Source organism: Micromonospora sp. NPDC020750 (assembly GCF_044334565.1).
In the GTDB taxonomy this organism is placed as follows: Bacteria; Actinomycetota; Actinomycetes; order Mycobacteriales; family Micromonosporaceae; genus Micromonospora.
Genome location: NZ_JBIRTH010000006.1, coordinates 16,049 through 41,711, shown reverse-complemented (window position 1 = coordinate 41,711; position 25,663 = coordinate 16,049). Strand labels below are relative to the sequence as shown.

Genomic DNA, 25,663 nt, shown 5'->3' with positions numbered 1-25,663 from the left:
CCGGCGCCTTCACGCTGTACCTCCCGGGCCGGGCACGCCACCGTTAGTTCACCGTGGAAACGAGCGTCCGACACTCCGAGTCACTGGTCACTGACCGTGCGGCCTCTTGGGAGTGCCGCGAAAGTTGCCCGATGGGGCAACACGCACGCGGTCGGACCTTCGGCCGTCCGCTCCACCAGGAGGTTGAGGAGGCAGATTCGCGAGGTGTCGGTCGACGGTCAAAGGCGTGGACGACGTACCTGAAGACCCTTACGATCATCGATGCGCTGCGTCATTTCGGGGTTCGCAGGCATACGGGGAGAGGTTGTCACTTTGAGATGGTCAGTAACGGGCCGGAGCTTGGCCACTGCCCTGGTGGCGGTGGTCGGTGCCGGCGGGCTCGCCGTCGTGTCGGCCGCTGGGGCGGCCTCCGCGGCTCCCTATCACGAGAGCCCGGCGCCGATGCAGGTCGGCTACACCGACTCCGCCAACGGGCAGACCCCCTACGACTGGGCGGGCGACACCAACGCACCGCTGGGCACCTGGCAGGACGGGGCGAGTCAGCTCCACACGTCCCGGGTCTATGCCACCTTCGACCTGACCGGCTTCGCCTCGCGGAGGATCATCGGCGGCAAGGTGTCTTTCCGCGAGCAGAGCGCGGCGGAGTGCCCGAAGCGGGCCATCGAGGTCTGGCGCAGCGCGACGGTGACGCAGACGCCGACCTGGGCGGGCGCCCCGGCGGGGATCGAGAAGCTGGACGAGGCGGGCGACTCGACGTACTGCCCGGCGGAACTGAGCTTCGACATCGCCAAGGCAACCCTCGACGACGCCCGCGAGGACGACGGGCGGATCACCATCGAGCTGCGGGTGTCGGCGCAGCACGAGAGCGACGTCAGCTACGGCCGCCGGCTCAACTGGTACAAGCGGTTGCAGCTCAGCGTCACCTACAACTCGTTGCCGACGGTCGACGAGGACCACCTCTACAACGGCGGCTTTCCCTGTCGGGAGCAGGCCCCCTACCCGGCGTTGCCGGCCCAGCGCGCGACCCTCCAGGCCGTCGGTGACGACCCCGACGACTGGGACAGCCTGCGGCTGGACGTCGGTGTCTGGCCGGTCGGTGATCCGGCGACGCGGACCGAACGGAGCCAGGAGCACGGTCAGCCGGGCCGGGCCACCACGGTCCAGGTGCCGGACACCGCCCTGGTCGACGGCACGACGTACGCCTGGCAGGCCCGTGTCTCCGACGGCATGGACACCTCCGCCTGGTCCCGGACCTGCTACTTCACGGTCGACCGCACGGCACCGCCGGCCGCCCAGGTGACCTCGGCCAACTATCCGAGGTCGAACGTCGGCTCGACTCCGGTCGGCGAGCCGGGGGTGTTCACCCTCTCCGGCGGTGGCAACGCGGACGTGGTCGGCTTCGCGTATGCCTGGGAGTCGATCCCCGTGCCCGGGTGCGGCTACGGCGACGTCGGCCAACTCGTCTGCCCGGATCCGGTGACCGCACCGGGCACCGTGCAGACCGACGTTCCGGGCGGTTCGGCGACGCTGACGCTGAACCCGCCCCGGGACTTCCTGAACACGCTGGTCGTGCGCTCCCTCGACCGGGCGGGCAACCGGTCGGCCGAGACCCGCTACGAGATCCAGGTGCCGGACACCGACCCGGTCGTGACGGTGGTCGGCGGCCAGCCCGGCTGGGGCGACGAGGCGACCGTCCGGATCACGCCGCACGCCGGGATCGCACCGGTCACCGAGTACGAATATCTGCTGACCGGGGGCCCGAAGCAGACCGTCCAGGCCGGCCCGGACGGCAGCGCCACGGTCACCTTCACCGCCGACGAACCGACGGGCTACCAGCTCACGGTACGTAGCCGCAGCACGAACGGTTGGGTCTCCTCGGAGGGGCGGTGGTCGTTGCACTTCAACCACCAGCCGCCGGGCGTCTCCTCCACGGTCTACCCGGACAACTGGGAGCCGTCCGGCGGTGTCGGGGTGCCCGGCACGTTCGTCTTCTCGCCCCCGTCGAACTGGGACGAGGTGACCGAGTACCGGTACCGGTTCTCCGGTGATTCGGAGCTCCAGACGGTTGCGGCGGGTCCGGACGGCACCGCCACGATCACCTGGACCCCGGCGGCCAGCGGGTTCGAGTCCGTTGAGGTGTACGCGGTACGCCCCGACGGGAAGCAGAGCTACTACTCGAACTCGTACTACTTCATGGTCGCCTGACGGGCCTGCCCGGCCGGCACGACGGCGGGACCGGCCGGCGGGGTCAGGAGGTCGAGTCTTCCTCGACCTCCTCCCCGCCGGCCTCCTGCCGCTGCACGTACGTCTGCGCCGACTCGTCCTCCTCGGACATCTCCTCGGCGCGCTGCACCTGCGGGTGGTCGTGCCCGTCGTGGTCGACGGCCCGCTGGACGGGGGCGGCCGGCGCCGGCGCGGCAGCGGGGGTGGCCGGAACGGACATCAGCCGGTCGGCGTTGGCGACGGCCTCGCGCTCGAAGCGGTCGGACGGGTCGCTGACCTTCACCCCGCCGCCCTGTTCGGTGCCGTCGACGGGGCCGCTGCGCTGCTGCACCACGTGGGTCAGCTCATGGGCGAGCATGTGCTGCCCGGCCGACGACGTCGGGTCGTAGCTGTCGCGTTGGAAGACGATGTTCGACCCTACGGTGTACGCCTGCGCGTTGACCGACCTCGCCGACTCGTGCGCCGCCCCGTCGTTGTGCACCCGGACATCGCCGAAGTCCTGCCCGCCGAACCGGGACTCCATGTCGGCCCGCACGTCGGGGGCCAGCGGCGTCCCGCCGCCGGAGTTCACCACCGAGTGCACCGGGGAACGTTCCGGCTCCAGCAGCTCCCCGACGGCCTGGTTGCCGATCGCCCGTTGCAGGCCGAGCAGCCCGGACGCGCCGAGCACGTCGGGGCGGCCGGCGGTGGCGGCGGCGTACATGAGGTGATCGGTGTCGCGCTCGGGACCGGACGGCCGGTCACCGGCGGGGCGTGCCGCCGCTTCCGAGTCGAACTCGCGATGTCCGCGCATGTCGGGCCTCCTCGCCGGGCCGACCCGACGCGATGACGGCAGGGTCTCCCGTCTCGACGGTCTCGTGTCGGGCCGATCCGGCACAGGGCGAGCCGGGTCAGCCGTAGGAGCAGCCCGAACTGCCCACTCGGGCAGCCCGCCGCGCCCTGGCGGCCCACATCGGCGCACTCACGGACACCGATCCCGGCCGACGGTCCCGATGCGGTCGCGGCGCCGGCCGCGCCTTGCCGGACGGACCTAACATCAGCGGTCCGGGCAACTGTCTATGTTGGACGGGAGGGCTCATGATCCTACGTCGATCAAAGCGTCCCATGTCGTCGCGGCGACCGCGCTCGGGTGCGCGCGAACCGGGTCGCCGGTCCTGGATGCAGGGCTGGGGGCTCAAGGCGGCCGTCATCTCGGCGATCGTCCCGCTCGTCGTCGCCGCACTGTGGACGAAGGGCGCCGGACTGGTGGATCGCTGGGTCAGTCCCGCCCCGAGCGTCTCCGGGTCCGTGACGCCCGTGGCACCGGTGACGCCCGTGGCCGCCGCCGGTGGTCAGGCCCCGGGGCCGTCGGCCAGCCCTTCATCGGTCGGCCCGGCTCCGGACGGCTCGCCGTCGGACGTTCCGCCGCTGCCGCCCGAGCCGATCTGGGACCCGACCGGCCCCCCGTCCGACGGACCCACGTCGAGGCCCGCCCCGACGTCGAAGCCGAAACCGCCCCCACCGAGCAACGAGGCGGCTGTCTCCGCGCGGGTGCGGCGGAGCGGAACGCTGGTCATGGCCGACTACACGGCGTACGACCTGGACTCGACGGCCGCCGACTGGAACCCGACCAAGGACGACTGGGGCTCCAACCGCGACGTCGGGTACGCCTCGTGGTGGCCCGACGCCAGCAACGACGCCATCGTCAGCCGTGCGGACCCGAAGTACGCGGCGTCGCTGCCGGGCACCGGTCCTTGGCAGCGCGCCGACTGCGTCCGGGCGGGGTACGGGCAGCCGTCCGCCCGCCCGGTCGGGGATCGGCTGCTGGAGCGCCGGGGAATCTGCGTGGTCACCTCGGCCGGGCGCTACGCGCTGCTGGTGGTGACCAGGGCGGTCGAGAAGCAGCTCACCGTCCGGGTCACCGTCTGGGAGTGATGCTCCCGCGCCCGGCAGCGATCTCCCGTCGCCGGGTGGCGGTCTCACACGGCCAGCCCCAGGTACGGGCCGAACTCGCTCTCCAGGGTCAGCCGGCCGAGCTTGCGGTACTCCCGGCCCACCGCGCCGATCAGCTCGGCCATCCCCACCGGCCGCCCCGCCCCGGCGGCCAGGTACCCGGCGGTCACCGCCGCCGAGCGGATGTGCCCGCCGGCCAGCTCGAACGACTCCGCCAGGAAGCCCAGGTCCACGTCGGGGGCACGGGGCACCCGGTCGCCGAGGCAGCGGTCCCACAGCGCCTTCCGGGCCGCCTCGTCGGGCACCGGGAAGTCGACCACCACGTCGAGGCGGCGGGTGAACGCCTCGTCCAGGTTGGCCCGCAGGTTCGTCGCGAGCACCGCCAGCCCGTCGAAGGTCTCCATCCGTTGCAGCAGGTACGCGCTCTCGATGTTGGCGTACCGGTCGTGGGCGTCGCGCACCTCGGAGCGCTTGCCGAAGATCGCGTCCGCCTCGTCGAAGAGCAGCACGCCGTTGACCCCGGCGGCCTCGCCGAAGATCCGCTCCAGGTTCTTCTCGGTCTCGCCGACGTACTTGTCCACCACCGTGGCCAGGTTCACCGTGTACAGGTCCAGCCCGAGGCTGCCCGCCACCACCTCGGCGGACATCGTCTTGCCGGTGCCGGAGTCCCCGGCGAACAGCGCGGCCACCCCGTGCCCGCGCCCGCCGCCGGGTCGCATCCGCCACTCGCGAAGCACCAGATCCCGGTGCCGGGCCCGGCCGGCCAGCTCGTGCAGCAGCGACAGCGTCCCCGGCGGCAGCACCAGGTCGTCCCAGCCGACCTCCGGGACGATCCGCCGGGCCAGCCGCTCCAGGCCGGCCGCGTTCTGGGTACGCGCGCCCGCGCGCAGGTGCGCCGCGCCGACCGGCTCCCCGGTGGCGGCGGCGAGCTGGACGGCCACCGAGGCGGCCCGCCGGATCGCCGGGGCGCCGAGGACGAACTGGGCGGTGGCGGCGGCCGGGTCGAGCCCGTCGGCGACCGGGCCGGGCAGCGCGGCCCGCCACACCTCGGCCCGCTCGGCGGCGCTCAACGGCACCACGTCGACCTGCACCGGCGCGCCGGCCGTCCACGCCGGGTCCCACGGCTGCGTCCCGTACGCCAGCACCGGAACCTCACCGGCGGTGAGCCGGGACCAGACCGCCCACGGCTCGTCGCCCCGCACCGGCCCGACGACCAGTCCCGCCCCGGTGAGCAGGGCCTCCCGGACCAGCACGGTGGCCAGCTCCGCCGCCTGCGGGTCGGCCGCGAGCCGGGGCAGGTCGACGGCGAGCGCGCCGCGCCCGGCGCGGTCGAGGGCGGCCACCGCGAGGGCCGTCGCGCTGCCGCCGGTCTTCTCCCGCAGGTACGCCAACCGCGCCCCGGACCGGCCGAGCTGCTCGGCGCCGGGTGGCGGCGGCCCGGCCGCGTCGAGCGGCTCGGCGAACCCGACCAGCGACGGCTCGGGGGCGTCGGCGCCGAGCAGCCAGCCGCCCACCCGGTCGGGCACCCACAGCCCGCGGCTGAGCACCGGCCGGTCGGGGGAGTCGACGCGTAGCAGCGCCAGGTCGATCAGCGGCGCCCCGGCGGCGAGCCGGAGCCGGGCCGGCGCGGCGGCCTCGGGCAGCCCGCACAGCCGCAGCGCCAGCCCGACCGAGGGACGGCGGCGGGTCACGTCGTCGTTGAGGTACCCGTAGAACAGCTCGAACCGGCTGTCCACGTCCGGGGCGAGGGCCACCAGCAGCAGCGCCTCGTCCAGCGGGGTCAGCCTCGCCGCCCGGGCCAGCGCCGCCAACCGGTCCGGCCCGGAATCCCGCCCGGTTCCCCCGGGCCCGGCCTGCGCCCCAGCCGGCGTCGGCCCGGCCCCGGCTGCCGGCCCCGATCCGGCCGACGCCCTTGCCGAGGCGTCGGCCGGATCGCCCGGCCACGGGTGGAAAGGCTCCCGGCCGGCGGCGAGGGAGGCGTCGACCGCCTCGTCGGACAGGTACAGCCCCCGGAACGGGTCGTCGGGCTGCGGGTCGGACTCCCGGCGGGCCGCCACCGCGGCGCGTACCGCCAGCTCCACCCGCTGGAGACGGCGCAGCAGCGTCGGCGACCCCCGGGCCACGGCTCAGCTCCCGGCCGGGGTCGGCCGGTGCCGGACCCGGTCGGAGGTGGCGTCGCGGGCCCGGTGGGCGACCTCGGCCACCATGCCGTCGCGGGCCGGCGGGCCGGCCTCTACCACCCGGCCGCTGTCCACCGGCGTGCTGATCACGACGTCGAGCGAGGGCTTCAGCTCCCCGCCCAGCGCGGTCCACACGTCGGCGAACGCCCGGTCCTCCGGCGGCGGCAGCGCCACGGTCATCGGCACCGGCATGCCGATCGCGGCCACCGAGCCGGCCAGCACCGCCGGGGGAAGCGCATCGAGGCGCAGGAAGCACAGCAGCAGCGACGACAGCAGGCGGTGCTCGTCCTCGGGGCGCTGGGTCCACGCGGTGACCAGGTAGGACAGCTTGATGTAGCGGGGCGGGGCGACCCGCCGGACCACCTGGCCGCGCTCGTCGTACTCGTTGACCAGGCCCCGGGACCGGCGGCGCAGGTCCTCCCGGATGTCGTAGAGGTAGACGTTGACGGTGGGGGCGTTGCGCCGGGCCGCCCACTCCTTCGTCGGCGCCTCGAGCACGATGTCCACGCCGGACCCGGGCAGGGCCTCGTCGCGGACCAACCGGCGCAGCGCGTCGTCGACCTCGTGGATCACCGCTCACCACCTGCCCCGGAAGGGCGGGTCGAGCCCGCGCGGCACCACCAGGAACGGCTCGGTGGCCCGCACCGGCCCGAAGGCGCGGCCTCCCGAGACCCGCGCGGCGGCGAGGTCGCGCGGGCCCAGCTCGTCCTTGCGCAGCACCAGCACCTGGGTACGGAAGCTGCCGTCCGCGTCGACGGTCACCGTGTCCGGGGTGGCGGTGATGCCGGGCTGCCAGCGCAGCCGCACCGTCGCCCCGGGCGGGAAGCCGGTGCCCACGGCGGCGGTCACGAAGCCGGGTGGCCCGATCGCCGGGTCGACGCGCAGCTGCGGCGCGATCACCTGCACCGGAGCCTGCGCCGTGCGGGTCGCCGACACCTCCCGTACGGTCGCGGTGAGCCGTCCGGCGACGGCTGCGACGACCGCTGCCCGCGCGGGCAGCACGACCCTGACCACCTGCTGCCCGCCGGGGCCGAGCGTGCCGAGCAGGCAGAGCCGGCGGCCGGCCCCGCAGCGCGGGTCGGCGCTGACCGGCGGCAGCAGCGGGGCGGGCGGGGTGACGTCCAGCCAGACGTTGTCGGCCGGCAGGCGGCCGGCGTTGCGCACGGTGAAGGTGACGGGAACCGGGTCGCCGCCCAGGTAGGCCGGCTGGTTTCCGACCGAGACGGTGAGGGCGAGGTCCGGCGACGGCAGGCGCTGGAACGCCGGCTCCGACCCGACCTGCCGGATGACCGTCGTCGGCGGGCCACCCGCGACGGGCAGGACGACGATGTCCGGCGGCTCCTCGGACCCCTGGAGGGTCACCGCGATCCGCCGGCCGTCCGGGGACCACGCCGGGTCCGCCGCCCAACGGCCGTCCCGGTCCTCGGCGGCGAGCGGGTGCCGGGCGGCGGAGCCGTCGGGCGCGACCACGCACAGGTCGGCGAGGCGGCTGCTGTCGACGAACGCGATCGAGGCCCCGTCCGGGGACCACGCCGGCGACCGGTCCGTCTCGCGGGCCGGGCAGCGGTCGCCGATCCGGGCGCTGAGGTCGGTCTGGTCGGTGACGGTCAGGGTGCCGGTGCCGGTGCCGTCGATCCGGACGAGCCAGATCCGGGTGCCGGTGAGCTGCGGGTCGGACACGATGATCAGCGCAGTGTCGACGCCGGTGCGGCCGGCCCGGTCGGTGGCCCGGCAGGTCACCACGGTCTGCCCGATCGGGAACCGCGAGCCGGACGGTGGCTCGCAGCGCACGGGCAGCGGCCGGTCCGCCTCGTCCACGGCCGTGGCCTGGTAGGTCACCTGGGCGCCGGTCGGCCCGGTCGGGGCGACCTGCACGTCGTCGACCCGGACCAGCGGCAGGCCGGGCTGGGCGACCCGGACGATCAGCTCCTGCACGGCGTCCGACCCGGCCTCCGGCGGATCGAGGTCGAAGCGCAGCGTGCAGCGCAGCACGGACCCGGGGACCGCCCCCGGCGCGACGGAGACGGTCTCGGTGAACCTGGCCGGCGTGCCGGCATCCACCCTCGCCGGATCCGGGTCGAAGGCGACGGAGAGGCCGTCGTCGCAGATGGCGCTCGGCCTGACGGTGACCTTCAGCTTCCCGATGGCCTCGATGATGGCCGTGATCATCTGCCCCGGGTCGCTGTTGGCGGTGAGCAGGCCGCCGGTGGCCTCGGCCAGCCGGCCGGCCGCGCCGTCGTAGTTCAGCCCTCGCTCGAAGTCCGCGCCGGCGATGGGCACCCCGATCAGGGCGATCCCGGCGGCCTGGAGCGCGCTGGTGAGGTCCCCCTCGTCGATCGCGCCCTCCTCCGGCGGCGGGAGGGTCTTGTCCACGCTGTCGGTGTCGCTGATCAGCACGACGATCCGGCTGCTGTCCGGCCGGAACCCGATCCGGTCGTTGCCGGCGAGCTGCCGCAGCGCGTAGAACCAGTTCTCCGTGCCGTACGGGCTCTGTGCGGCGAGCCGCTGCACGGCGGCGTCCATGGCCGCGTCGTTCCTGGTCAGCGGCTGGCGGGGCAGGTACATGTCCGGGTCGTACTCCCCCTCGCCGCCGCGCCCGCTGAACGTGGCCAGGCTGAACCAGGCGTCCGGCTGGCTCGCCCGCACGTTCTTGATCACATCGGGCAGCCGTTCCCTGAGCTGGCCGATTACGCTCTCTCCGCCCTCCCCGGGCCGGGACATCGAGGCGGTGTCGTCGACGAGGAAGACGATGTCGGGGCGGGGCGGGATCGGCGGGGTGGGCAGCGACTGCTCCACGGTGAACGAGGTGCCCGGCCGCGCTGGCCGATCCACCCTCGGCACCGCCAGGTCGCTGCGCCGGGAGGTGGCCAGCCGGGAGAACGCGAGCCGCAGGCCGTCCGGCGACCAGGAAGGCTCGGCGTCGCGGCCGATCAGGTGCGGGGGCATCGGCACCTCGGCGAGGAGCCTCCCGTCGGCGACCGCGACGACCAGGATCCGCGAGGGGGCGTCGTCCGAAGGCTGCCGGGTGAACGCGACCGCCTCGCCGGTCGGGGACCAGGTCGGGTCGGTGTCCCGGTCCTCCTCGGCGGTGCCCGGCGGGGCGAGGGCGCGCGGGTCGGCGCCCGAGGCGTCGGCGACGACGACCCGGGCCCCGCCGCCGGGCTGGTCGGCGCTGTAGGCGAGCCGGGTGCCGTCGGGGCTGAACGCCGGCCCGGTCTCCGACAGGCCGGACCGGGCGGTGTGGTCGCGGCGGTCCCCGCCGGTGGCGTCGGCGGTCCACACGTCGCTGGTGTCGGCCAGCTCGGTGGCGGTCCAGATCAGGTCGCCGCCCCGCCAGGCGGGCTCGTGCTCGGGCAGCGGGCCGGTGGCGACCGGGGTCACCCGGCCGGCCCGGGCGACGTACACGTCCCCGGCGGGGTCGTCGCGGACGGAGGTGAAGGCGATCCGCGCGCCGTCGGGGGACCAGGCCGGCTCCGCGGCGTCCCGGGGGCCCGGCACCGCGCGGGTCACCGGGCCGCCGCCGGGGGCCACGGTGGCCACCGTACGGAAGGCCAGGTCGCCCGCCGGCGCGAACCGGGCGGTGGTGAAGGCGATCCGCGCGCCGTCCGGGGACCACGCGGGCTGCCCCTCGGCGGCCGGGCCGTCGGTCACCCGGACCGCGGCGCCGCCCCCGGCCGGCAGCACCCAGACGTCCCCGGCGGGGTCGCCCCGGGTGCTGCCGAAGGCGATCCGGGCCCCGTCCGGCGACCAGGTCGGCCAGCTGTCCTCGGCCGGGTGGTCGGTGAGCCGGCGCAGCCCGGAGCCGTCGACCCGGACCACCCAGATGTCGGCGTTGCCGGCCCGGTCGCTGGTGAACGCGACCTGCCGGCCGTCGGGGGACAGGGCGGGGTGGGCGACCGTGCCGGGGCCGCCGACCAGCCGCACCGGCGACCTGCCCGGGCGGCGCAGGTAGAGCCCCCCGCCACGGTCGGCGCCGCCGGGGTCGGCCCGCCGCCCGACCCAGACCAGCCGGCCGGCGCGCGCGTCGACGTCCCGCTCGGCGTCGCCGCGCTCGTTCTCGGACAGCAGCGGACGGGGCGCGGCGGTGGCGTCCGCGCTCACCACCGGGGTCGGGCGCTCCTCGCTGCGGTAGCCCAGCCGGTAGCCCACCTCGGCGGCCGGCGGGGTCGGCGCCGGGGCGGGCGGCGTGGGGGCGGGCGGCGCGGGTGGCGCGGGCACGGCGAGCGCCGACCCGGCCACCAGCCCGAGCACCATGACTCCCCAGCGGCGGTTGCCCCAGCGCACGACACCTCCCCGTGGTCACCCTGTCCCCACCGTGGCGATTCCCGGCGGGGCGGGTAGCGGCGGTCGGTGCCGGCCTGCGGGCAGTGCGGCCTGCCCGATAAGGCAGCGCGGCTCAGATCAGGCCGTTGCGCAGCGCGTACGCCACCGCGTGGCAGCGGTTGCGCAGGTGCAGCCGGTTCGTCACGTCGTGCAGGATGTTCTTGATGGTCCGCTGCGAGTAGGAGAGCTTCGCGGCGATCTCGGCGGTGTCGAAGCCGTCGGCGACCAGGCGAAGCACCTCCACCTCCCGGTCGGCCAGGCCGGAGAAGGTCAGCCCGCGCGGCCCGAGCACCTCCCGTTGCAGCGCGCCGACCTGCTGGAGCAGCCGGCCGAGCAGGTCCGGCGGGACGGCGCCCTCGCCCGCCGCGGCGGCCCGGACCACCGCGACGAGGCGGTCCGCGCTGGCCTCCGACCGGCGGACGATCCCCGCGACGCCGTGTTCCACGGCGGCGACCAGCCCGGCGTCGTCGACCTGGGTCACCACCAGCACCAGCGCGGGCGTGCCCCGGCTGCGCGTCGCGCGCAGGGTCCGCAGGGACGACTCGTCGATGCCGTCGGTGATGATCACCGCCACCTCGGCCCGGTCGGCCTCGGCGTCGTCGAGCAGCAGCACCTCCGGCCGGGGCCGAAGCTGGCTGACCACCCCGGCGCGCGAGATGACATCGGTGGAGGACAGGTGGACTGGTACGCGTCGCATGAGCACCCCCGGTGCGCTGGGACGATCGGTGACGCCGAGTATCGCCCGCCGCACCAATCGTGCAGTCAACGTGGGCTTAACGGCCCTCCCTCGTTGCCCCAAGGTCTTCCTCCACGGCGGATTGAACGGGCGGGCATCCACCTAGAGTCGCGCCATGACCACCGACGCGAACCTGGACACCGACCTCGTCGAGGTCAGCCCGGGCAGCGAGGCGAGCTGCCGGCTGGAGGTCCGCAACGCCGGCCCGATCGTCGAGTCGTACGTGCTCGAGGTGCTGGGCGACGCCGCCGGTTGGGCCCACGCCGAGCCGCCCACCGTCTCGGTCTACCCCGGCTCGGCCGAGACGGTCGTGATCCGCTTCCAGCCACCCCGGTCGCCGCAGGTGGTGGCCGGCGAGCGGCCCTTCGCGGTGCGGGTCACCCCGGCCGAGAACCCGGACGGCCAGGTCGTTCCGGAAGCCACGGTGCGGGTGCTGCCGTTCGCCGAGATCGCCCCCGAGATCCTGCCGCGCACCTCGCGGGGGCGCTGGGGCGGCCGGCACGAGCTGTCGGTGTCCAACCTGGGCAACACGCCGCTCGGGCTGGCGTTGGCCGGCAGCGACCCGGACAACCGGCTCCGCGTCGCGGTCCGCCCGCCGCAGCTCGCGGTGGCCCCCGGCGAGGCGGCCTTCGTCCAGGTGCGGGTCCGCGCGCGTCGGCTGCGGTGGCGCGGTCACCCGGCGACGCTGCCCTTCCAGGTCGCGGTCACCTCGGAGGAGACGCCCCCGGCCACCCTGGACGCGGCGACTGTGCAGGAGCCGTTGCTGCCGCAGGGGGTGGGTCGGATCCTCGCCGCGCTGGTGGTCCTCGCGTTGCTCGGCGCCGGCCTGTGGCATGTGCTGCTGCGGCCGACGGTGAAGTCCCTGGCCGAGGAGGTCGCCCAGGAGCAGGTGGCCCCGGTGGCGCAGCAGGCCAGCGCCGCCGACAGCCGGGCCCAGCAGGCCGACGACAAGGCCCAGCGGGCGCTCGGCGGCGCGTCCGCCAGCCCTCGCCCGTCGGGGCCGACCCCGAGCAACCCGCCGCTGCCGCCGTCGGCGACGCCCAGCGCCCCCGTGCCGGGTATCCCGGCGGGCGGGCAGTCCTTCAGCCGTCGGCTCGCGGTCACCGCCGCGAAGGGCGCCACCCGCACCGACCAGTACACCGTGGCGTCCCGCCGGGTCTTCGTGCTGACCGACATCTTCCTGCAGAACCCGCAGGGCGACGAGGGGCGGCTGGAGCTGGTGGTGGACGGTACGACGGTGCTCACCGTGGCGTTGAACAACTTCCGGGACCTCGACTACCACATGGTGTCGCCGATCGAGGTCCGCCCCGGCCGGGTGATCAGCCTGCGGGCCACCTGCCGGACGGCGGGCACCACGCTCGACGGGGCCGGTGGCGGTGGCGGCCAGTGCCGCGACTACGCCCTGCTCAACGGCTACACCCGCAGCACGAGCACCCCGGCGGCCTGACGACACCGGCCGGACCGCCGCCGTCGGCGCAGGCGCGGCGCGGCGGGGCCGCGTCACCGGCCCGCCCACGGCGGGTGACGGACTTCGACCCGTCCTCGAGACGCGTCGGCTAGCGTCGCGGCATGGAGCAGATGCTGGTCACCGGGGGTGCGGGATTCATCGGCGCCAATTTCGTCCACCGGGCGCTGGCCGCCCGGCCGGACCTGCGGCTGACCGTCCTCGACGCGCTCACCTACGCCGGGAACCGGGACAACCTCGCCGAGGTGGGCGACCGGATCACCTTCGTCCACGGCGACGTCCGCGACGGCGACCTGGTCGACGCCCTCGTCCGGGACTGCGACACGGTGGTCCACTTCGCCGCCGAGTCCCACGTGGACAACTCCCTCTCCGACCCCGTCCCGTTCCTGCGGACCAACGTCGAGGGCACCTTCGTGCTGCTCGAGGCGGTCCGCCGGCACGACCGGCGGCTGCACCACGTCTCCACCGACGAGGTGTTCGGCAGCCTGCCGCTGCACGGCGGCGGCGCGTTCACCGAGGAGACCCGGTACGACCCGTCGAGCCCGTACTCGGCCACCAAGGCGGCCTCGGACCTGCTGGTCCGGGCCTGGGCCCGGTCGTACGGGGTCCGGGCGACGCTGTCGAACTGCGCGAACAACTACGGGCCGTACCAGAACGTGGAGAAGTTCCTGCCCCGGCAGATCACCAACGTGCTGCTCGGGCGGCGACCGAAGCTCTACGGCACCGGCGAGAACGTGCGGGAGTGGACCCACGTCGACGACCACAACGACGCGGTGTTGCTGATCCTCGACGCCGGCAGGGTCGGCGAGACGTACCTGATCGGCTCCGGCGTCGAGTGGAGCAACCGGGCCCTGCTGGAGCTGACCCTGACGCTGCTCGGCCGGCCCGCCGACGACTTCGACAGCGTGCCGGACCGCCCTGCCCACGACCTGCGCTACGCCTGCGACAGCGGGAAGATCCGCCGGGAGCTGGGCTGGCGGCCCCGCTGGGCGGAGCTGCCCGACGGGCTGACCGCCACCATCGACTGGTACCGGGGCAACGAGTGGTGGTGGGGGCCGCAGAAGGCCGACACCGAGGCCCGCTACGCGGCCCTCGGGCGCTAGCCCGTGTGTCGAGTTCGGGAGACGCACGGCCACGTCGACGGCGGCAGACAGGCTCCAGCCGGCGGGCGAGCCAGGCGGCATCGAGCGACCGTTCCTGCCGTGGGGCCACCGCCGTGACGGCCCCGGTGCCGCCGGTGGGTGTAGGGCCCCGGCTCCGACCGATCGCGCACCCTGCCGTACGTGTACGACGGCGACCTGGCCGGCACGCCCGCCGCCGAGGTGCACGCCGCACCGTCGGTCCCGTCGCTGGTCGTGGATCAAGTGGCGGTACGTGTGCAGGTGTGGGAACGAACTGCCCTGTCGGTCGAGACGCCGCATTCCCATCAACGCCGGGCATCGGCCAGGTGAGAGCCGATGACCACCCGCCGCGAAGTGCCATCGGTCTTCGTCCAGCCGGCGGGGTTGGTCGTACAACGGCCAACCCCGCCGATCAGCCCGTACGCGGTACGTATGCCACTGGATAGGCTGGCGGCACTATGCCGAACGAGCGCAAGGGCAAGATCGACCCCGCCCGCAGCCTGGCCATCCTCTGGCGCACCCGGGAACCGACCAGCCGCAGCGCCGGGCCGGGGCTCAGCGTCGACCGGATCGTCCGGGCGGCGATCGAGATCGCCGACGCCGAGGGGATCGACGCGCTCACCATGCGCCGGGTCAGCGAGGCGCTGGGCGCCGGGACGATGTCGGTCTACACGTATGTGCCGGGCAAGGCCGAGCTGCTCGACGTCATGGTCGACACGGTCTACGGCGAGATGAGGCGCCCGGCGGACGTCCCCGGCGGCTGGCGGGCCCGGCTCGAACAGGTCGCCCGGGAGAACCTGGAGCTCTACCGCGCCCACCCGTGGCTGCTGCGCGCCGAGACCAGCCGGCCCGTGCTCGGCCCGAACCTGCTCGCCAAGTACGACTACGAGCTGGGCGCCGTGGCCGGCATCGGCCTCGACGACGTGGAGATGGACTCCGTGCTCACCCTGGTCCTCGGGCACGTCAAGAGCGCGGCGCGGGCCGCGTTGGACGTGGTCGACCTGGAGCGCGAGACCGGCATGACGGACGGCCAGTGGTGGCAGTCGCACGCCCCCTGGCTGGAGAGGTTCATGGAGTCGGGCAGCTATCCGACGGCCTCCCGGGTGGGCTCGGCGGCCGGGGAGGCGCACGGCGCGGCGTACGGGCCGGAGTACGCGTTCGAGTTCGGCCTCCAGCGGGTGCTCGACGGCGTCGCGGTGATCGTCGCCAAGCGTTCGGCCACGGCCGAACCGGACCGCTCGGGCCCGGCCGACGCCGGATAGCGGCGCCGGCTGACGTCCACTTCGTCGGTCCGGTCGGATACCGGACATGGTGCGGCCGGCCGCCCGGCTGCTCTGCCATCCTGGATCTTCCCCGCCGGTGTCCATCCGCGCCGGCCAGACCCGGCCCGGCGAGCCGGAGGCGGCACGCGGCGGGGGCGGACGGGGGCGCGGATGACCGTACGTGTGGAAGCCGGCCGCAGGGCCGAGGCGTCGACCACGACGCTGACCCGGGGCGCGGCCCAGCCGGGCCGGGGCGCCCCGGCGCGCTGGCGGGACCCGCTCCGCACGACCCCCGCGCGGATCGTGCTCCACGGGCTTCTCCTCGCGGCCCTGCTGTTCGCCACGGCCGTGGTGGCCCTGCGCGCGGGCGGTCCGGCGACCACGCTGGGCGAACGGTCCGCCGCGTCCGCCGTGCGGACCGGCACGAGCGCCCGCCAGATCTACGTCGGCCTGGCCGACGCCGACGTCGCCGCCAGCGCCGTCTTCCTGCTGCCGCCCCGCGAGGAACGGGCGGCCGGGCTGAGGGCCGACTACCAGCGGAAGATCCACGAGGTCGAGCACGCGCTGAACGCCTCGATGGGCGCGGCGGTCGACGACCCGGACCGACTGGCGAAGCTGGCCACGATCGCCGCCCGGTTGCAGGTCTACCAGCGCATCATCTCCGACGCGCTGGCGGTGGCCGAGGGGCCGGGAACGGTCGCCAACCAGGGGGTGCTGGCCTCCGCGTACGCGCGGGAGGCGTCCCACTACCTGTCCACCGAGCTGCTGACCGCCGCCCAGACCCTGTGGGACTACGACACCAGGCTGCTGCGAGAGGCCCGGGTCGACGCCCGGTGGTGGGTGGCCGCCTCTCTGCTGATGCCGCTGCTGACCCTGGCGGCGCTCGGGGCTGTGCAGTGGTGGCTGTGGCGGCGCACCCGCCGCCGGCTCAACGCCGGCCTGCTCGTCGCCTCGGCGGGCGTCCTGGCCGTACTGGCCCTGGCCGTCGCCTCGTGGTCGCACTGGCCGGCCGCCGACAGTCGATTCCCCGAGCTGGCGCGGGCCGTGGACGAGCAGAGCGCCACCCAGCAGCGGCTCGGCACGTTGCTGGCCGGCCGCGCGGACGTCTACCTGGGGCTCGGCGCCAGCGTCGACCCGGTGGGCCACCACGAGGACTTCGACGGCCGGCGGCTCTGCGACGTCCCGGACGGAATGGACTGCACCACCCTGACCGCCGTGTGGACCGCCCGGCAGAGCCAGGAGCCGGACGCGTTCCGCCGGGCCATGGACGCGGTGCTGGACGGCGGGCCCGCCGGGGAGTCCTTCGACGCGGCGACCGCAGCCCTCACCCACCGGCTGGACGAGGGCGACAAGGTGGTCGCCGGCCACGTGGGCGGCCTGCCGGCGACGCCGCGCCAGTTCGGTGGGCTCGCCGCGTGGGTCGCGTTGTTCGCCGGCGCCGCGGTCGTCGTCGGGTTGCGGCAACGCCTGGCCGAATACCGGTGAGAGGGGCGGGGGAATCGATGACGACACGGGTGACAGTGCGCTCGGCGGCCCGCCCCGGCGACGGCCCGGTGGCCGCCCGGGCCGTGCTGGCGGGCGTCCTAATGCTGGCGGTGGCGGCGTGCACGGCGGTCCCGCCGGACTCCGCCGCCGTACCCACCGCGGCGCCCTCGGGCGTGCAGCGGATCGCCAACGGTGGTGAGGCGGCCAACGCCATCTGCACGGTGCGCAGCAGCTTCGCCCCGAGTGGCACCCCACCGCGGGTGATTCGCGACCGGCGGCCAGGGCAGGGCCTGGTCGCCGGCGTCGACCCGTCCGACGCCACGATGAGCCACTGGAACGCCGAGACGCAGCAGTTCGAGGGCTTCAACATCGACCTCCTGCTGGCGGTGGCCCGGGCCATCTGGCCGGGGGAGGAGCCGCGCAAGCGGATCACCTTCAAGGTGGTGCCGCCCGGGCAGGGTGCCTTCGAGATGCTGGCGCCGGACCACCCGGACCGGGTCGACCTCATCGCCACCTCGCTGACGGCGAGCTGCGAGCGGGCGAAGCAGGTCATCTTCTCCAACGACTACCTCGACTCCGGCCAGACCGCGCTGGTCCGACGCGTCGGCGGCCGGCCGGAGTACGCGGGCATCGAGCAGCTCGGCGGCCGTCGGGTCTGCGCGGCGGCGCGGACCACCTCGCTCGCGGCGATCGCCGGCTACCGCACGGCCGACGGCACACTCCCGGTGCCGGTGCAGGCCGCCCACCCGATCGACTGCCTGGTCATGTTGCGCCAGGGTCAGGTCGACGCGGTCAGCACGGACGAGAACATCCTCCTCGGCTTCACCCGGATGACGCCCGACACCGTGCTGGTCACCGAGCCGCCCCGGGACAACGCCCGGTTCTGCCGCTACCACGACGGCAGGCGGCCGTGCACCTGGTTCACCGACGAGCCGCACGCCTTCGCGTTCGCCCGGGACAACCCGGACAGCCTGGAGCTGGCCCGATTCGTCAACCACGTCCTGGAGTCCACCCGCGCCTCCGGGGTGTGGTCGACGGCCCACCGGCAGTGGCTCGCCGACCACCCCGACCGGGGGCAGCCGACACCGGGCCCGCCGGTCACGTCGTGGCCGCCCGGGTGAGGGGCTGGGCATGATGCCGGACGGCGATCGGCTCGACGCTGTACGGGCCGCGCACGGCCTGGCCGCCGAGTGGCTGCTGGAGGCGCAGGCGCTGATCACCGGGGAGTTCCGCGCCCCGCTCACCGGCGTCACCGCCGGGACGGAGAACGCGGCCTGGGACGAGCTGCACGTGCTCGGCTGCCTGTCGCTGGCCATCGACCCGATGGACGACGGCCCCCACCCGGCGGTGCGGCGGAACGACCGCCTCGCCCGGCTGCTCACCGACCCGATCGAGGTCACGTTCACCTCCGCCACGGGGGAGGCGCCCCGGATCGAGCGGTTGTCCCTCGACGAGATCGTCGCGGCGGCCCGGGACCGCCGGGCCACGATCCGCCGGCTCGTCGACGCGTACCGCGCGGCCGTGCGATTCGTGGAGGCCGACCTCGACCGGCTGCGCAAGGAAATCGCGGACCCGCGACACCGGGCCGACGCGGCCGACCGGGGTGCGACGGCGCCGGACGTACTCGCCGGGCTGGAGCGGGAGGCCGCGGCGGACCCTGTGGGCTGCGCCCGCCCCGGCCCCTGGCGCGACGCGCTGGACGGCCTCGCGGACGGCCTCGCCGCCGTACCCCGGGCGCCCGCCCCGGCCCCCGGCGACCCGGACCGGCGGACGTCCGGGGAGCGGCGACTGTGCTCGTCGGTGAAGCGCCTGCGGGAGCTCGCGGCCGAGGCGGCCCGGGAGGGGCTGGGTGACGGCGGCGACCCGGTGGCCGCCCTCGACGTCGACAGGCTGCTCGCCCGCGCCGCCGCGGCCCGCACCGCATCGCCCAACGACCCGGCGGGCTCGGCCGGGCCCGCCGGCTCGGCGGGCTCGGCCGGCGAACTGGAGGCCGCCCTCGACCGGGCCGCCGCCCAGGTCGACACCGCCCGGCGGCGGCTGCGCGGTCGCTGCCACCTGGAACTCGGCGGGCGACTGGAGGCGTACCGGCAGCGCGCCGCCGACGAGGGCCGGGCCGAGCACCCCGACCTGGAGCAGAGCTACCGCGAGGCGCGGGACAGGCTGCGCCCCGATCGCTTCGCCGTGACCGCCGCGAGCCGGGCGGTCCGCGCCTACCAGCAGGCCGTGAACGAGGTGACCCGATGACGCCGACGAGCCGCTCCTGCGCGGAGCGCAACTGCCCCGGGACGGTGGACCAGGACGGCTTCTGCCGGCTGTGGGGCCACCCGTGTGACGGCGGCCCGCCGGGCGCGGACCCGCCGTCGTCGTCGGTGGTCCCGCCGCCGCCGTCGGTGGTCCGGCCTTCGTCGATGGTCCCGCAGCCGTCGTCCCGCGTCCCACGGCCCGCCCCGGTGCAGTCCCGCGAGCCGTGGCGTCCCCGGGTCCGGCCGTGGGAGAACCCGGCGCTCATCCCGCCGGCCCGGGCCCGGGACCCGCTGGAGGCGGTGCTGTCCCAGGCCGTCGTGCCCGAGCACTCCCGCTACTGCCCGCAGACGACGTGCCGGCGCAGGGTGCCCCGGGTCAGCGGGTACTGCCCGAACTGCGGCTCCCGCTACTCGTTCACCCCACCGCTGGCCATGGGCGACGTGCGGGCCGGCCGGTACCGGATCGAAGGCTGCCTGGGGCACGGCGGCGTGGGCTGGGTGTTCCTCGCCCGCGACGAGGACATGGACGGCAGTTGGCGGGTGCTGAAGGGACAGCGCAACCCCGAGGACCGGGAGGCGGCGGCGGCGTTCGTCGGGGAACGGCAGGCGCTGATCGCGCTCAACCACCCCCGCATCGTGACCATCACCCACGCGCTGCGCCCCGAGTCCGACTCCGACGTCGGGTACCTGGTGATGGAGTACGTCAACGGCGGCACCCTGGAGGACGCCCGCCGCACCATCGGCCCGGACGGCGGCCCGTCGGCCGTAGACGTGCCGCAGGCGCTGGGGTACGGGGTGCAGATCCTCGACGCCTTCGAGTACCTGCACGACCAGGGCTGGTTGTACTGCGACCTGAAGCCCGAGAACGTCATGCTGATCGGCGGGTACGGCCCGGACGGCCCGCTCAAGCTCGTCGACTTCGGCGCGGCCCGGCGGATCGACAACACCGTCAGCCCGCCCTGGGGCACGGCCGGCTTCGAGGCCCCCGAGGTGCAGCGGCTCGGCCCGGCGGGGCCGAGCGTCCGCTCCGACATCTACACGGTCGGCCGTACCCTCGCCGCGCTGACCCTGGCGGCCAGCGCGACCGACCTGCGTCCCCTGCCGGTGGGGCAGGACCTGCTGCGGTTGCCGCTGCCGGCCCCGCTGGACCCGTTCGCGCGGCTGCTGGCCCGGGCCACCGCCGTCGAACCCGAGGAGCGGTTCGGCTCCGCCGCCGAGATGCGCGAGCAGGTCAGGGGGGTGCGCCGGCAGGTGCGCTCGGCCGCCGACGGCATCCCCCGGCCCACCCGGTCCACCCTGTTCAGCCCGGCGGCGTGCGCGTTCGCCCTGCACGCCGACGTCGACGCCCTCGACATGGTGGAGATCGTGCTCGGCCTGCCGATGCCGCTGGTCGACGGCAACGATCCGGCGGCCGGTTTCCTCGCCTCGCTCGGCCAGGCCGAGCCCGCCGAGCTGATCGCCCTGCTCGGCACCGCGCCCGAGCACACCGCCGAGGTCACCTACCGGATGGTGCGGGCGTACCTCGCCGCCGGCCGGGCGGACGAGGCGGGGCCGCTGCTCGCCGGCATCCCCGACGACCGGCGGGGCTGGTCACTGTGGTGGCACCAGGGCCTGGCCGCCCTGGTGGACACCGACGGCGCCGCCGCCCGGGACCGGTTCGGGCGGGTGTACGGGTGGCTGCCCGGCGAGGTGTCCGCGCGCCTGGCGTACGCGGTGGCCTGCGAGGTCGCCGGCGACCACCCGACGGCCTCCGCGCACTACCGGGGGGTGTGGGAGACCGATCAGGGTGTGGTCGCCGCCGCCTTCGGGCTGGCCCGCTGCCTGTTCGTCACCGAGGGCCCCCGTGCCGCCGCCGCCGTCCTGCTCACCGTGCCGGAGTCGTCCCGCGCCTCGACGGTGGCGGCGACCTGCGCGGTACGGATGCTGCTGGAGGCGCCGGAGGACGGCCACCGGCTCGACGCCGCGCTCGACGCCGCGGCCGTCGTGGAGAAGCTGCCCCCGTTCGCCGAACGCGACCTGGTCGAGGCGCACATCCTGCGGATCGCCCTCGGCAGCGACCTGGCCGACGGGCGGTACGCCGACCGGCGACTGTTCGGTCACCGGCTCGACCCGGACACCCTGCGCCGCGTCTTCGAACGCACCTGCCGGTCCCTGGCCGGGCACACCGGCGACCGGCGGGAGCGGATCGCGCTGGTGGACCTCGCCAACGCGCACCGGCCGGTGACCTGGTGGTGATCCCCGGCAGGCGTGGCGAGCCGGTGGTCGGCCAGCCCCCGGCCGGCGGACCCGACGAAAGGAGCCCCGCGTGACGACACCGGACGGGCTGCGGCTCGACCTGACCGCCCACCACAGCGAGTACCTGCCGGCCGACGGCGGGACCGTCGACATCGTCGCCGCGGTGCGGGCCGGACCGGCCGGGGGCGACGCGCGACACGACGGGCTCGCCGAGGTGATCCTGCTCGACTGCTCCGGCTCGATGGGTGCGCCGCAGGCCAAGATGCGGGCCGCCCGTGCGGCCACCCTCGCGGCCGTCGACGCGCTGCCCGACGGGGTGGCGTTCGCCGTGGTGGAGGGCACCAGCGGGGCCGAGATGATCTACCCCGGCGAGCGGCGGCTCGCGGTCGCCGACGAGGGCACCCGGGCCGCGGCCCGGCGCGCGGTACGCAGGGCGTCGCCGCACGGCGGCACCGCCATCGGTAAGTGGCTGCTGCTGGCCCGGGACCTGCTCGGAACCCGGCCCGACGCGATCGGGCACGCCATCCTGCTGACCGACGGCCGCAACGAGTCCCAACGGCCCGCCGAGCTGAGGGCGGCCGTGGACGCCTGCGTGGACCGGTTCACCGTGGACTGCCGGGCCATCGGCTCGGCGGACGGGGTGCACGACTGGGACGGCCCGGAGCTGCTCGGCATCGCGGACGCGCTGGGCGCCAACCCCGTCGTACCGGTGGAGGACCTCGGTGGCCTCGCCGCCGAGTTCGCGGCGGTGCTGGACCGCGCGCTGAGCCGCCGGGCCGCCGACGCCCGGCTGCGGGTGTGCACCAGCGCGCTGGCCCGGATCCGCTTCGTCAAGCAGGTGTACCCGACCATCGTCGACCTCACCGGCCGGGGCGTGGCCGCCGGTGACCTCACCACCGACTTCCCCATCGGGGCGTGGAGCCCGGCCGACCGGCGCGACTACCACGTCGCCCTGGAGGTGGACCCGATGACCCCGCAGGCGCAGCGGCGGATCGGTTGGCTGGGCGTACGGGTCGACGCGGCCCCGGACACCGCCGAGGTGCCCGTGGACGTGGAGTGGACCGACGAGATCGAGCTGTTCTCCCGGGTGCACGGGACCGTCGCCCACTACACCCACCAGCAGGGGTACGCCGAACAGGTGGGGCTGGCGCTGGCGGCGGCCGGCGTCGGCCGGCTCACCGACGCGGAGCACCACCTCGGGCAGGCTGTGGCCCTCGCCCACGCCGGCGGCCACCACGACAAGCTGCGGCAGCTCGACCGGATCGTGGACGTGCGGGACGCCGCCGCCGGCGACGTACGCCTCAAGCCCCACGTCGACCTGCGGCGCTGGCAGTACTCCGCGGCGGTCGCGCCGCAGACGTCCTCCTGGGTGTCCGGCGAGCCGGGGGGCGGCCCGGGGCGGTCGGACCCGCCGCCGCATCCGGCCCCCGAGCAGCGGGTGCCGCCGTGGGAGCACTGCAACGAACTGCACACCCGCCCGTACTGCGGCGGGTGCGGCGCCCACCACGACTCGCCGGGCGGGCCGGCCCGGGTGGGCGCGTGACCTGGGACTACTTCGACAAGGTGGCCAGTGTGGTCAGCGGGCTGCTGGCGCTGGCCGCCGCGATCCTGGCGGTCCGTCGCCACCTGCGCGGCCGGCGCGGGCGCGGCTGGTGGGCCGCCCTGAGCCCGCTGTGGAGGGCCCAGTCGGAGGAGGCGATCGTCCACCCGCACCGGATCGCCGGAGGGTACGTCCGTCCCCTGTCGGAGGTGTACGTCGCCCGCCGGGTCGTCTCCCGGCTCGACCCCGCCGTCGGCCCCGTCGCCGCCGAGTCGCTGCTCACCGGCCCCGGGCACGTGCTGCTGATCGGCGAGCCGGGCAGCGGTAAGTCGGCGCTGGTCCGGCAGGCGTGCGCAAGCTCGGCGCGGTGGTGGCTCGCCGGGCGGGGCCGGTTGCGCCGGACCCCTCCCGGGCCGGTGGTGGTGGGCCTGCCGGCGACCGCGCTGGTGCACCAACCGCTGCCCGCCGCGCTCGCCGAGGCGTACCGCGACATGGTCCCCGGCCTGGACTTCGCGCGGGAGCCCGCGCCGGACCGGGCGTGGCTGGTCTGCGTCGACGGGGTCGACGCGGTGGCGGACCCGGACGACCGGGCGGAGGTGCTCAACCGCCTCGCCGCGCTGGCCCGCGCCGCCCCGGGGGCCGGGCCGTGGCGGGTCCTGGTGACGACCCGCCAGCTCGCGGAGAACGAGCTGGCGGTCCTGGGCCCCGGGTACGCCGCGTACCACCTGACGCCGTTCACCGACCCGGACGTCGGGCGGTTCGCGCACCGCTGGTTTCCGAACGAGGTGGCCGCGTGGCGCTTCCTGAGCTGGGTCGATCACCAGCGGGCCCGCCCCGCGCTGCGCAACCCGCTCACCGCCACCATCGCCGCCGCGGTCTGGCAGGCCGGGCTGGCGGGCCCGGACCCGGTGGCCGACCCGGCGGTGCTGCTGGACCGGTTCGTCGGCGCCCTGCTCGGTGGCGGGCGGGCCAGCTTCGACACGACGTGCGACACGCTGCGCCGGGCGGAGCGGGGCGGGCCGGTCGCCGACTGGCTGACCGAGCGCCACACCGAACTGGTCGAGGTGGCGGCGGCTGCCACGGTGACCGGCGTCGACCCGGTGGCGGCGGTGGTCGACTGGGCGGCGGGGCAGGCGCCGTACCAACCGGACCGGGTGCTGCCGGACTGGGATCGACACGTGCGGTTGGTCCTGCTCGCCACCGGCCTGTTCTCCGACGCCGGGGCCGGCCGCGTGCCCGCCGCCCGGTCCGGTGCGGCGGGCGAGCCGGCCCCGGTTTCCGGCACGCTGGCCGCGACCTGGCCCGGCCTGGTCGAGCACCTGGCGGCGGGCCCGCTCGCCCGGGACTGGAGCGCGCAGCGCTGGATCACGGCGATGACCAGCACCCCCCAGCGGGGCGTCGGGTTGTGGGCGATGAGTCGGGCCACGGTCGCGCCGGGGTTCCTCCAGGACGTGGCGCGGGGCCCGGCCGGGGCGGTCGCCGCCGGGCACTACCTGGCCGCGGGCGGCGCCGCAGGCCCGGTGGTCCGCTCGGACGTGCTGGCGGCGCTGCTGACCCACTGGTCGCCCCGCCCGGGCCCGGCGGTCGACGGCGTCGACCCGCTGCCGGCGCGCGACGTGCGGCAGGAGTGCTTCGCGCTGCTCACCACGCTGACCGCCGCCACGGTGAACCGGGACCTGCTCCGCGAGGTCGCCGTCGACCCGCGCCGACCCACCGTCGTCCGCCGCGCCGCCGCGCTCTTCTTCGCCACCCGGCGGCGTCAGCAGCCGGCCGGCGCCGCCCGCGCTGATTCCGGGAATTAGTGGCTATCGCGCGACGGGACACCACTCTTTCCCCGAAAGAGCACCATCCCGGGGTGCCCGCCCGCCCGCCCGCCCGTCGGGCGGGTGGGGGTGGGTGGGGGTGGGCGGGGGCTCGGTGTGTCGACTCGGCTCGGCGTATTGAACGGGGCGGGCGGGGCGCGGATGCTGTAGGGAATCCATTGTCACCGATGTATGGAGGCTCGAATGCGTCGCTTTCCCCTGCTCGCACTCCTGCTCGTCGTCCCCCTGGCGGCACCACCGGCGGTCGCCCGGGCCGCCGCGCCAGCCGCCGCGCCGGTCGCCGCCGCGTCGATCGCCATGGCCGCCACCGCTCCGGCCGGCACCGCGTGGGCCGTGGACCCGGCCACCGGCCGGACCACCGTCGCGGTGGACGACACGGTGAGCGAGAGCCAACTGGCCGCGCTGCGCACCCGGCTGGCCGGCACCGACGCCGTGGTCCGCCGGGAGCCCGGCCGGCTCAGCACCCTGATCGCCGGCGGGCAGGCCATCTACGCCGCCGGAGGCCGCTGCTCGCTGGGCGCCAACGTCCGCAGCGGCAGCACGTACTACTTCGTCACCGCCGGCCACTGCACGTCGATCGCCACCACCTGGTACGCCGACAGCGCCAACACGACGGTCCTCGGCACCCGCACCGGCACCAGCTTCCCCGGCAACGACTACGGGATCGTCCGTTACACCTCGTCGACGATCCCGCACCCGAGCGCCGTCTACACGTACCCCGGGACGTTGACCATCACCGGCACTGCCACGCCGGTTGTCGGCATGGCCGTCTGCCGCAGCGGCTCCACCACCGGCGTGCGGTGCGGCACGATCACCGCCCTCAACGCCACGGTCAACTACGCCGAGGGTTCGGTCTCCGGGCTGATCCGCACCAACATCTGCGCCGAGCCCGGCGACAGCGGCGGCCCGCTCTACGTAGCCGGCAGCGGCCGGATCCTCGGCATCCTCTCGGGCGGCAGCGGCAACTGCACCAGCGGCGGCACCACCTACTACCAGCCGATCAACGAGATCCTGGCCGCGTACGGGGTGACGATCCCCTGAGCCGGCGGGCCGGGCGGTCACCCGCGGCGAAGTGCGGGCTTCCCGCGGTCAGCC

The 25,663-nt window shown here is 75.5% G+C and carries 19 protein-coding genes; 13 read left to right on the top strand and 6 right to left on the bottom strand.

What is annotated here, in order from left to right; genetic code table 11:
- Positions 1-339: 339 nt before the first annotated feature.
- Positions 340-2,205: a hypothetical protein gene (locus ACH4T9_RS19460; RefSeq protein ID WP_396673099.1), complete on the top strand. Its 1,866-nt coding sequence runs from the start codon at positions 340-342 to the stop codon at positions 2,203-2,205.
- 43 nt (positions 2,206-2,248) lie between these two features.
- Here the strand turns inward: ACH4T9_RS19460 and ACH4T9_RS19455 are convergent, their stop codons facing one another.
- Both ACH4T9_RS19455 and ACH4T9_RS19450 read right to left on the bottom strand, forming a co-directional pair.
- The gene (locus ACH4T9_RS19455; RefSeq protein WP_396673098.1) at positions 2,249-3,016 is read right to left on the bottom strand and encodes a DUF4157 domain-containing protein; all 768 of its coding nucleotides are present in this window, start codon (positions 3,014-3,016) and stop codon (positions 2,249-2,251) included.
- 538 nt (positions 3,017-3,554) lie between these two features.
- Entirely contained in the window at positions 3,555-3,779 is a 225-nt protein-coding gene (locus tag ACH4T9_RS19450) for a hypothetical protein (protein ID WP_396673097.1), read from the bottom strand.
- Here ACH4T9_RS19450 and ACH4T9_RS19445 point away from each other — a divergent pair.
- Positions 3,778-4,137 (top strand): hypothetical protein, encoded by a 360-nt coding sequence (locus ACH4T9_RS19445; protein ID WP_396673096.1) that lies wholly within the window; start codon positions 3,778-3,780, stop codon positions 4,135-4,137. The two genes, ACH4T9_RS19450 and ACH4T9_RS19445, sit on opposite strands and share 2 nt — an antisense overlap.
- Before the next feature lie 44 nt (positions 4,138-4,181).
- Here the strand turns inward: ACH4T9_RS19445 and ACH4T9_RS19440 are convergent, their stop codons facing one another.
- The 4 genes from ACH4T9_RS19440 to ACH4T9_RS19425 all read right to left on the bottom strand — a co-directional run bounded on the left by ACH4T9_RS19440 (position 4,182) and on the right by ACH4T9_RS19425 (position 11,355).
- Positions 4,182-6,278 (bottom strand): ATP-binding protein, encoded by a 2,097-nt coding sequence (locus ACH4T9_RS19440; protein WP_396673095.1) that lies wholly within the window; start codon positions 6,276-6,278, stop codon positions 4,182-4,184.
- 3 nt (positions 6,279-6,281) lie between these two features.
- Complete coding sequence (locus ACH4T9_RS19435) at positions 6,282-6,908, bottom strand: DUF4255 domain-containing protein (protein ID WP_396673094.1); 627 nt, start codon at positions 6,906-6,908, stop codon at positions 6,282-6,284.
- A gap of 3 nt (positions 6,909-6,911) precedes the next feature.
- On the bottom strand, positions 6,912-10,619 hold the full coding sequence (locus ACH4T9_RS19430; RefSeq protein ID WP_396673093.1) for a VWA domain-containing protein: 3,708 nt from the start codon (positions 10,617-10,619) through the stop codon (positions 6,912-6,914).
- Positions 10,620-10,731: 112 nt separating this feature from the next.
- Positions 10,732-11,355 carry a LuxR C-terminal-related transcriptional regulator gene (locus ACH4T9_RS19425; protein WP_387024591.1) on the bottom strand — a complete coding sequence of 208 codons (624 nt, stop codon included), beginning with the start codon at positions 11,353-11,355 and terminating at the stop codon, positions 10,732-10,734.
- A gap of 154 nt (positions 11,356-11,509) precedes the next feature.
- Between ACH4T9_RS19425 and ACH4T9_RS19420 the strand changes: the two genes are divergently transcribed.
- From ACH4T9_RS19420 to ACH4T9_RS19370, 11 genes are all read left to right on the top strand, one after another.
- Positions 11,510-12,841 (top strand): hypothetical protein, encoded by a 1,332-nt coding sequence (locus ACH4T9_RS19420; protein ID WP_396673092.1) that lies wholly within the window; start codon positions 11,510-11,512, stop codon positions 12,839-12,841.
- 122 nt (positions 12,842-12,963) lie between these two features.
- Positions 12,964-13,962 (top strand): dTDP-glucose 4,6-dehydratase, encoded by a 999-nt coding sequence (rfbB, locus tag ACH4T9_RS19415; protein WP_396673091.1) that lies wholly within the window; start codon positions 12,964-12,966, stop codon positions 13,960-13,962.
- Between the two features lie 180 nt (positions 13,963-14,142).
- Positions 14,143-14,310 (top strand): hypothetical protein, encoded by a 168-nt coding sequence (locus ACH4T9_RS19410; protein WP_396673090.1) that lies wholly within the window; start codon positions 14,143-14,145, stop codon positions 14,308-14,310.
- 128 nt (positions 14,311-14,438) lie between these two features.
- Positions 14,439-15,242: a TetR/AcrR family transcriptional regulator gene (locus ACH4T9_RS19405; protein WP_396673089.1), complete on the top strand. Its 804-nt coding sequence runs from the start codon at positions 14,439-14,441 to the stop codon at positions 15,240-15,242.
- Positions 15,243-15,413: 171 nt separating this feature from the next.
- Positions 15,414-16,727 (top strand): hypothetical protein, encoded by a 1,314-nt coding sequence (locus ACH4T9_RS19400; protein WP_396673088.1) that lies wholly within the window; start codon positions 15,414-15,416, stop codon positions 16,725-16,727.
- Positions 16,728-16,744: 17 nt separating this feature from the next.
- Positions 16,745-17,848 (top strand): transporter substrate-binding domain-containing protein, encoded by a 1,104-nt coding sequence (locus tag ACH4T9_RS19395; protein ID WP_396673087.1) that lies wholly within the window; start codon positions 16,745-16,747, stop codon positions 17,846-17,848.
- 10 nt (positions 17,849-17,858) lie between these two features.
- Positions 17,859-18,971: a hypothetical protein gene (locus ACH4T9_RS19390; protein ID WP_396673086.1), complete on the top strand. Its 1,113-nt coding sequence runs from the start codon at positions 17,859-17,861 to the stop codon at positions 18,969-18,971.
- The gene (locus ACH4T9_RS19385) at positions 18,968-21,205 is read left to right on the top strand and encodes a tetratricopeptide repeat protein (protein ID WP_396673085.1); all 2,238 of its coding nucleotides are present in this window, start codon (positions 18,968-18,970) and stop codon (positions 21,203-21,205) included. Before ACH4T9_RS19390 ends, ACH4T9_RS19385 begins: the two co-directional genes overlap by 4 nt.
- A gap of 70 nt (positions 21,206-21,275) precedes the next feature.
- Complete coding sequence (locus ACH4T9_RS19380) at positions 21,276-22,748, top strand: VWA domain-containing protein (protein WP_396673084.1); 1,473 nt, start codon at positions 21,276-21,278, stop codon at positions 22,746-22,748.
- Complete coding sequence (locus ACH4T9_RS19375; RefSeq protein WP_396673083.1) at positions 22,745-24,547, top strand: hypothetical protein; 1,803 nt, start codon at positions 22,745-22,747, stop codon at positions 24,545-24,547. Before ACH4T9_RS19380 ends, ACH4T9_RS19375 begins: the two co-directional genes overlap by 4 nt.
- Before the next feature lie 204 nt (positions 24,548-24,751).
- Positions 24,752-25,609, top strand: coding sequence for a S1 family peptidase (locus ACH4T9_RS19370; RefSeq protein WP_396673082.1), 858 nt, complete (start codon positions 24,752-24,754; stop codon positions 25,607-25,609).
- Positions 25,610-25,663 lie beyond the last annotated feature (54 nt).

Excerpts from the sequence above, each read along its gene's own strand:
- ACH4T9_RS19455 (WP_396673098.1), bottom strand. The coding sequence starts at position 3,016 with ATGCGCGGACATCGCGAGTTCGACTCGGAAGCGGCGGCACGCCCCGCC.
- ACH4T9_RS19445 (WP_396673096.1), top strand. The coding sequence starts at position 3,778 with ATGGCCGACTACACGGCGTACGACCTGGACTCGACGGCCGCCGACTGG.
- ACH4T9_RS19450 (WP_396673097.1), bottom strand. The coding sequence starts at position 3,779 with ATGACCAGCGTTCCGCTCCGCCGCACCCGCGCGGAGACAGCCGCCTCG.
- ACH4T9_RS19425 (WP_387024591.1), bottom strand. The coding sequence starts at position 11,355 with ATGCGACGCGTACCAGTCCACCTGTCCTCCACCGATGTCATCTCGCGC.
- ACH4T9_RS19420 (WP_396673092.1), top strand. The coding sequence starts at position 11,510 with ATGACCACCGACGCGAACCTGGACACCGACCTCGTCGAGGTCAGCCCG.
- rfbB (WP_396673091.1), top strand. The coding sequence starts at position 12,964 with ATGGAGCAGATGCTGGTCACCGGGGGTGCGGGATTCATCGGCGCCAAT.
- ACH4T9_RS19405 (WP_396673089.1), top strand. The coding sequence starts at position 14,439 with ATGCCGAACGAGCGCAAGGGCAAGATCGACCCCGCCCGCAGCCTGGCC.
- ACH4T9_RS19400 (WP_396673088.1), top strand. The coding sequence starts at position 15,414 with ATGACCGTACGTGTGGAAGCCGGCCGCAGGGCCGAGGCGTCGACCACG.
- ACH4T9_RS19395 (WP_396673087.1), top strand. The coding sequence starts at position 16,745 with ATGACGACACGGGTGACAGTGCGCTCGGCGGCCCGCCCCGGCGACGGC.
- ACH4T9_RS19390 (WP_396673086.1), top strand. The coding sequence starts at position 17,859 with ATGATGCCGGACGGCGATCGGCTCGACGCTGTACGGGCCGCGCACGGC.
- ACH4T9_RS19385 (WP_396673085.1), top strand. The coding sequence starts at position 18,968 with ATGACGCCGACGAGCCGCTCCTGCGCGGAGCGCAACTGCCCCGGGACG.
- ACH4T9_RS19370 (WP_396673082.1), top strand. The coding sequence starts at position 24,752 with ATGCGTCGCTTTCCCCTGCTCGCACTCCTGCTCGTCGTCCCCCTGGCG.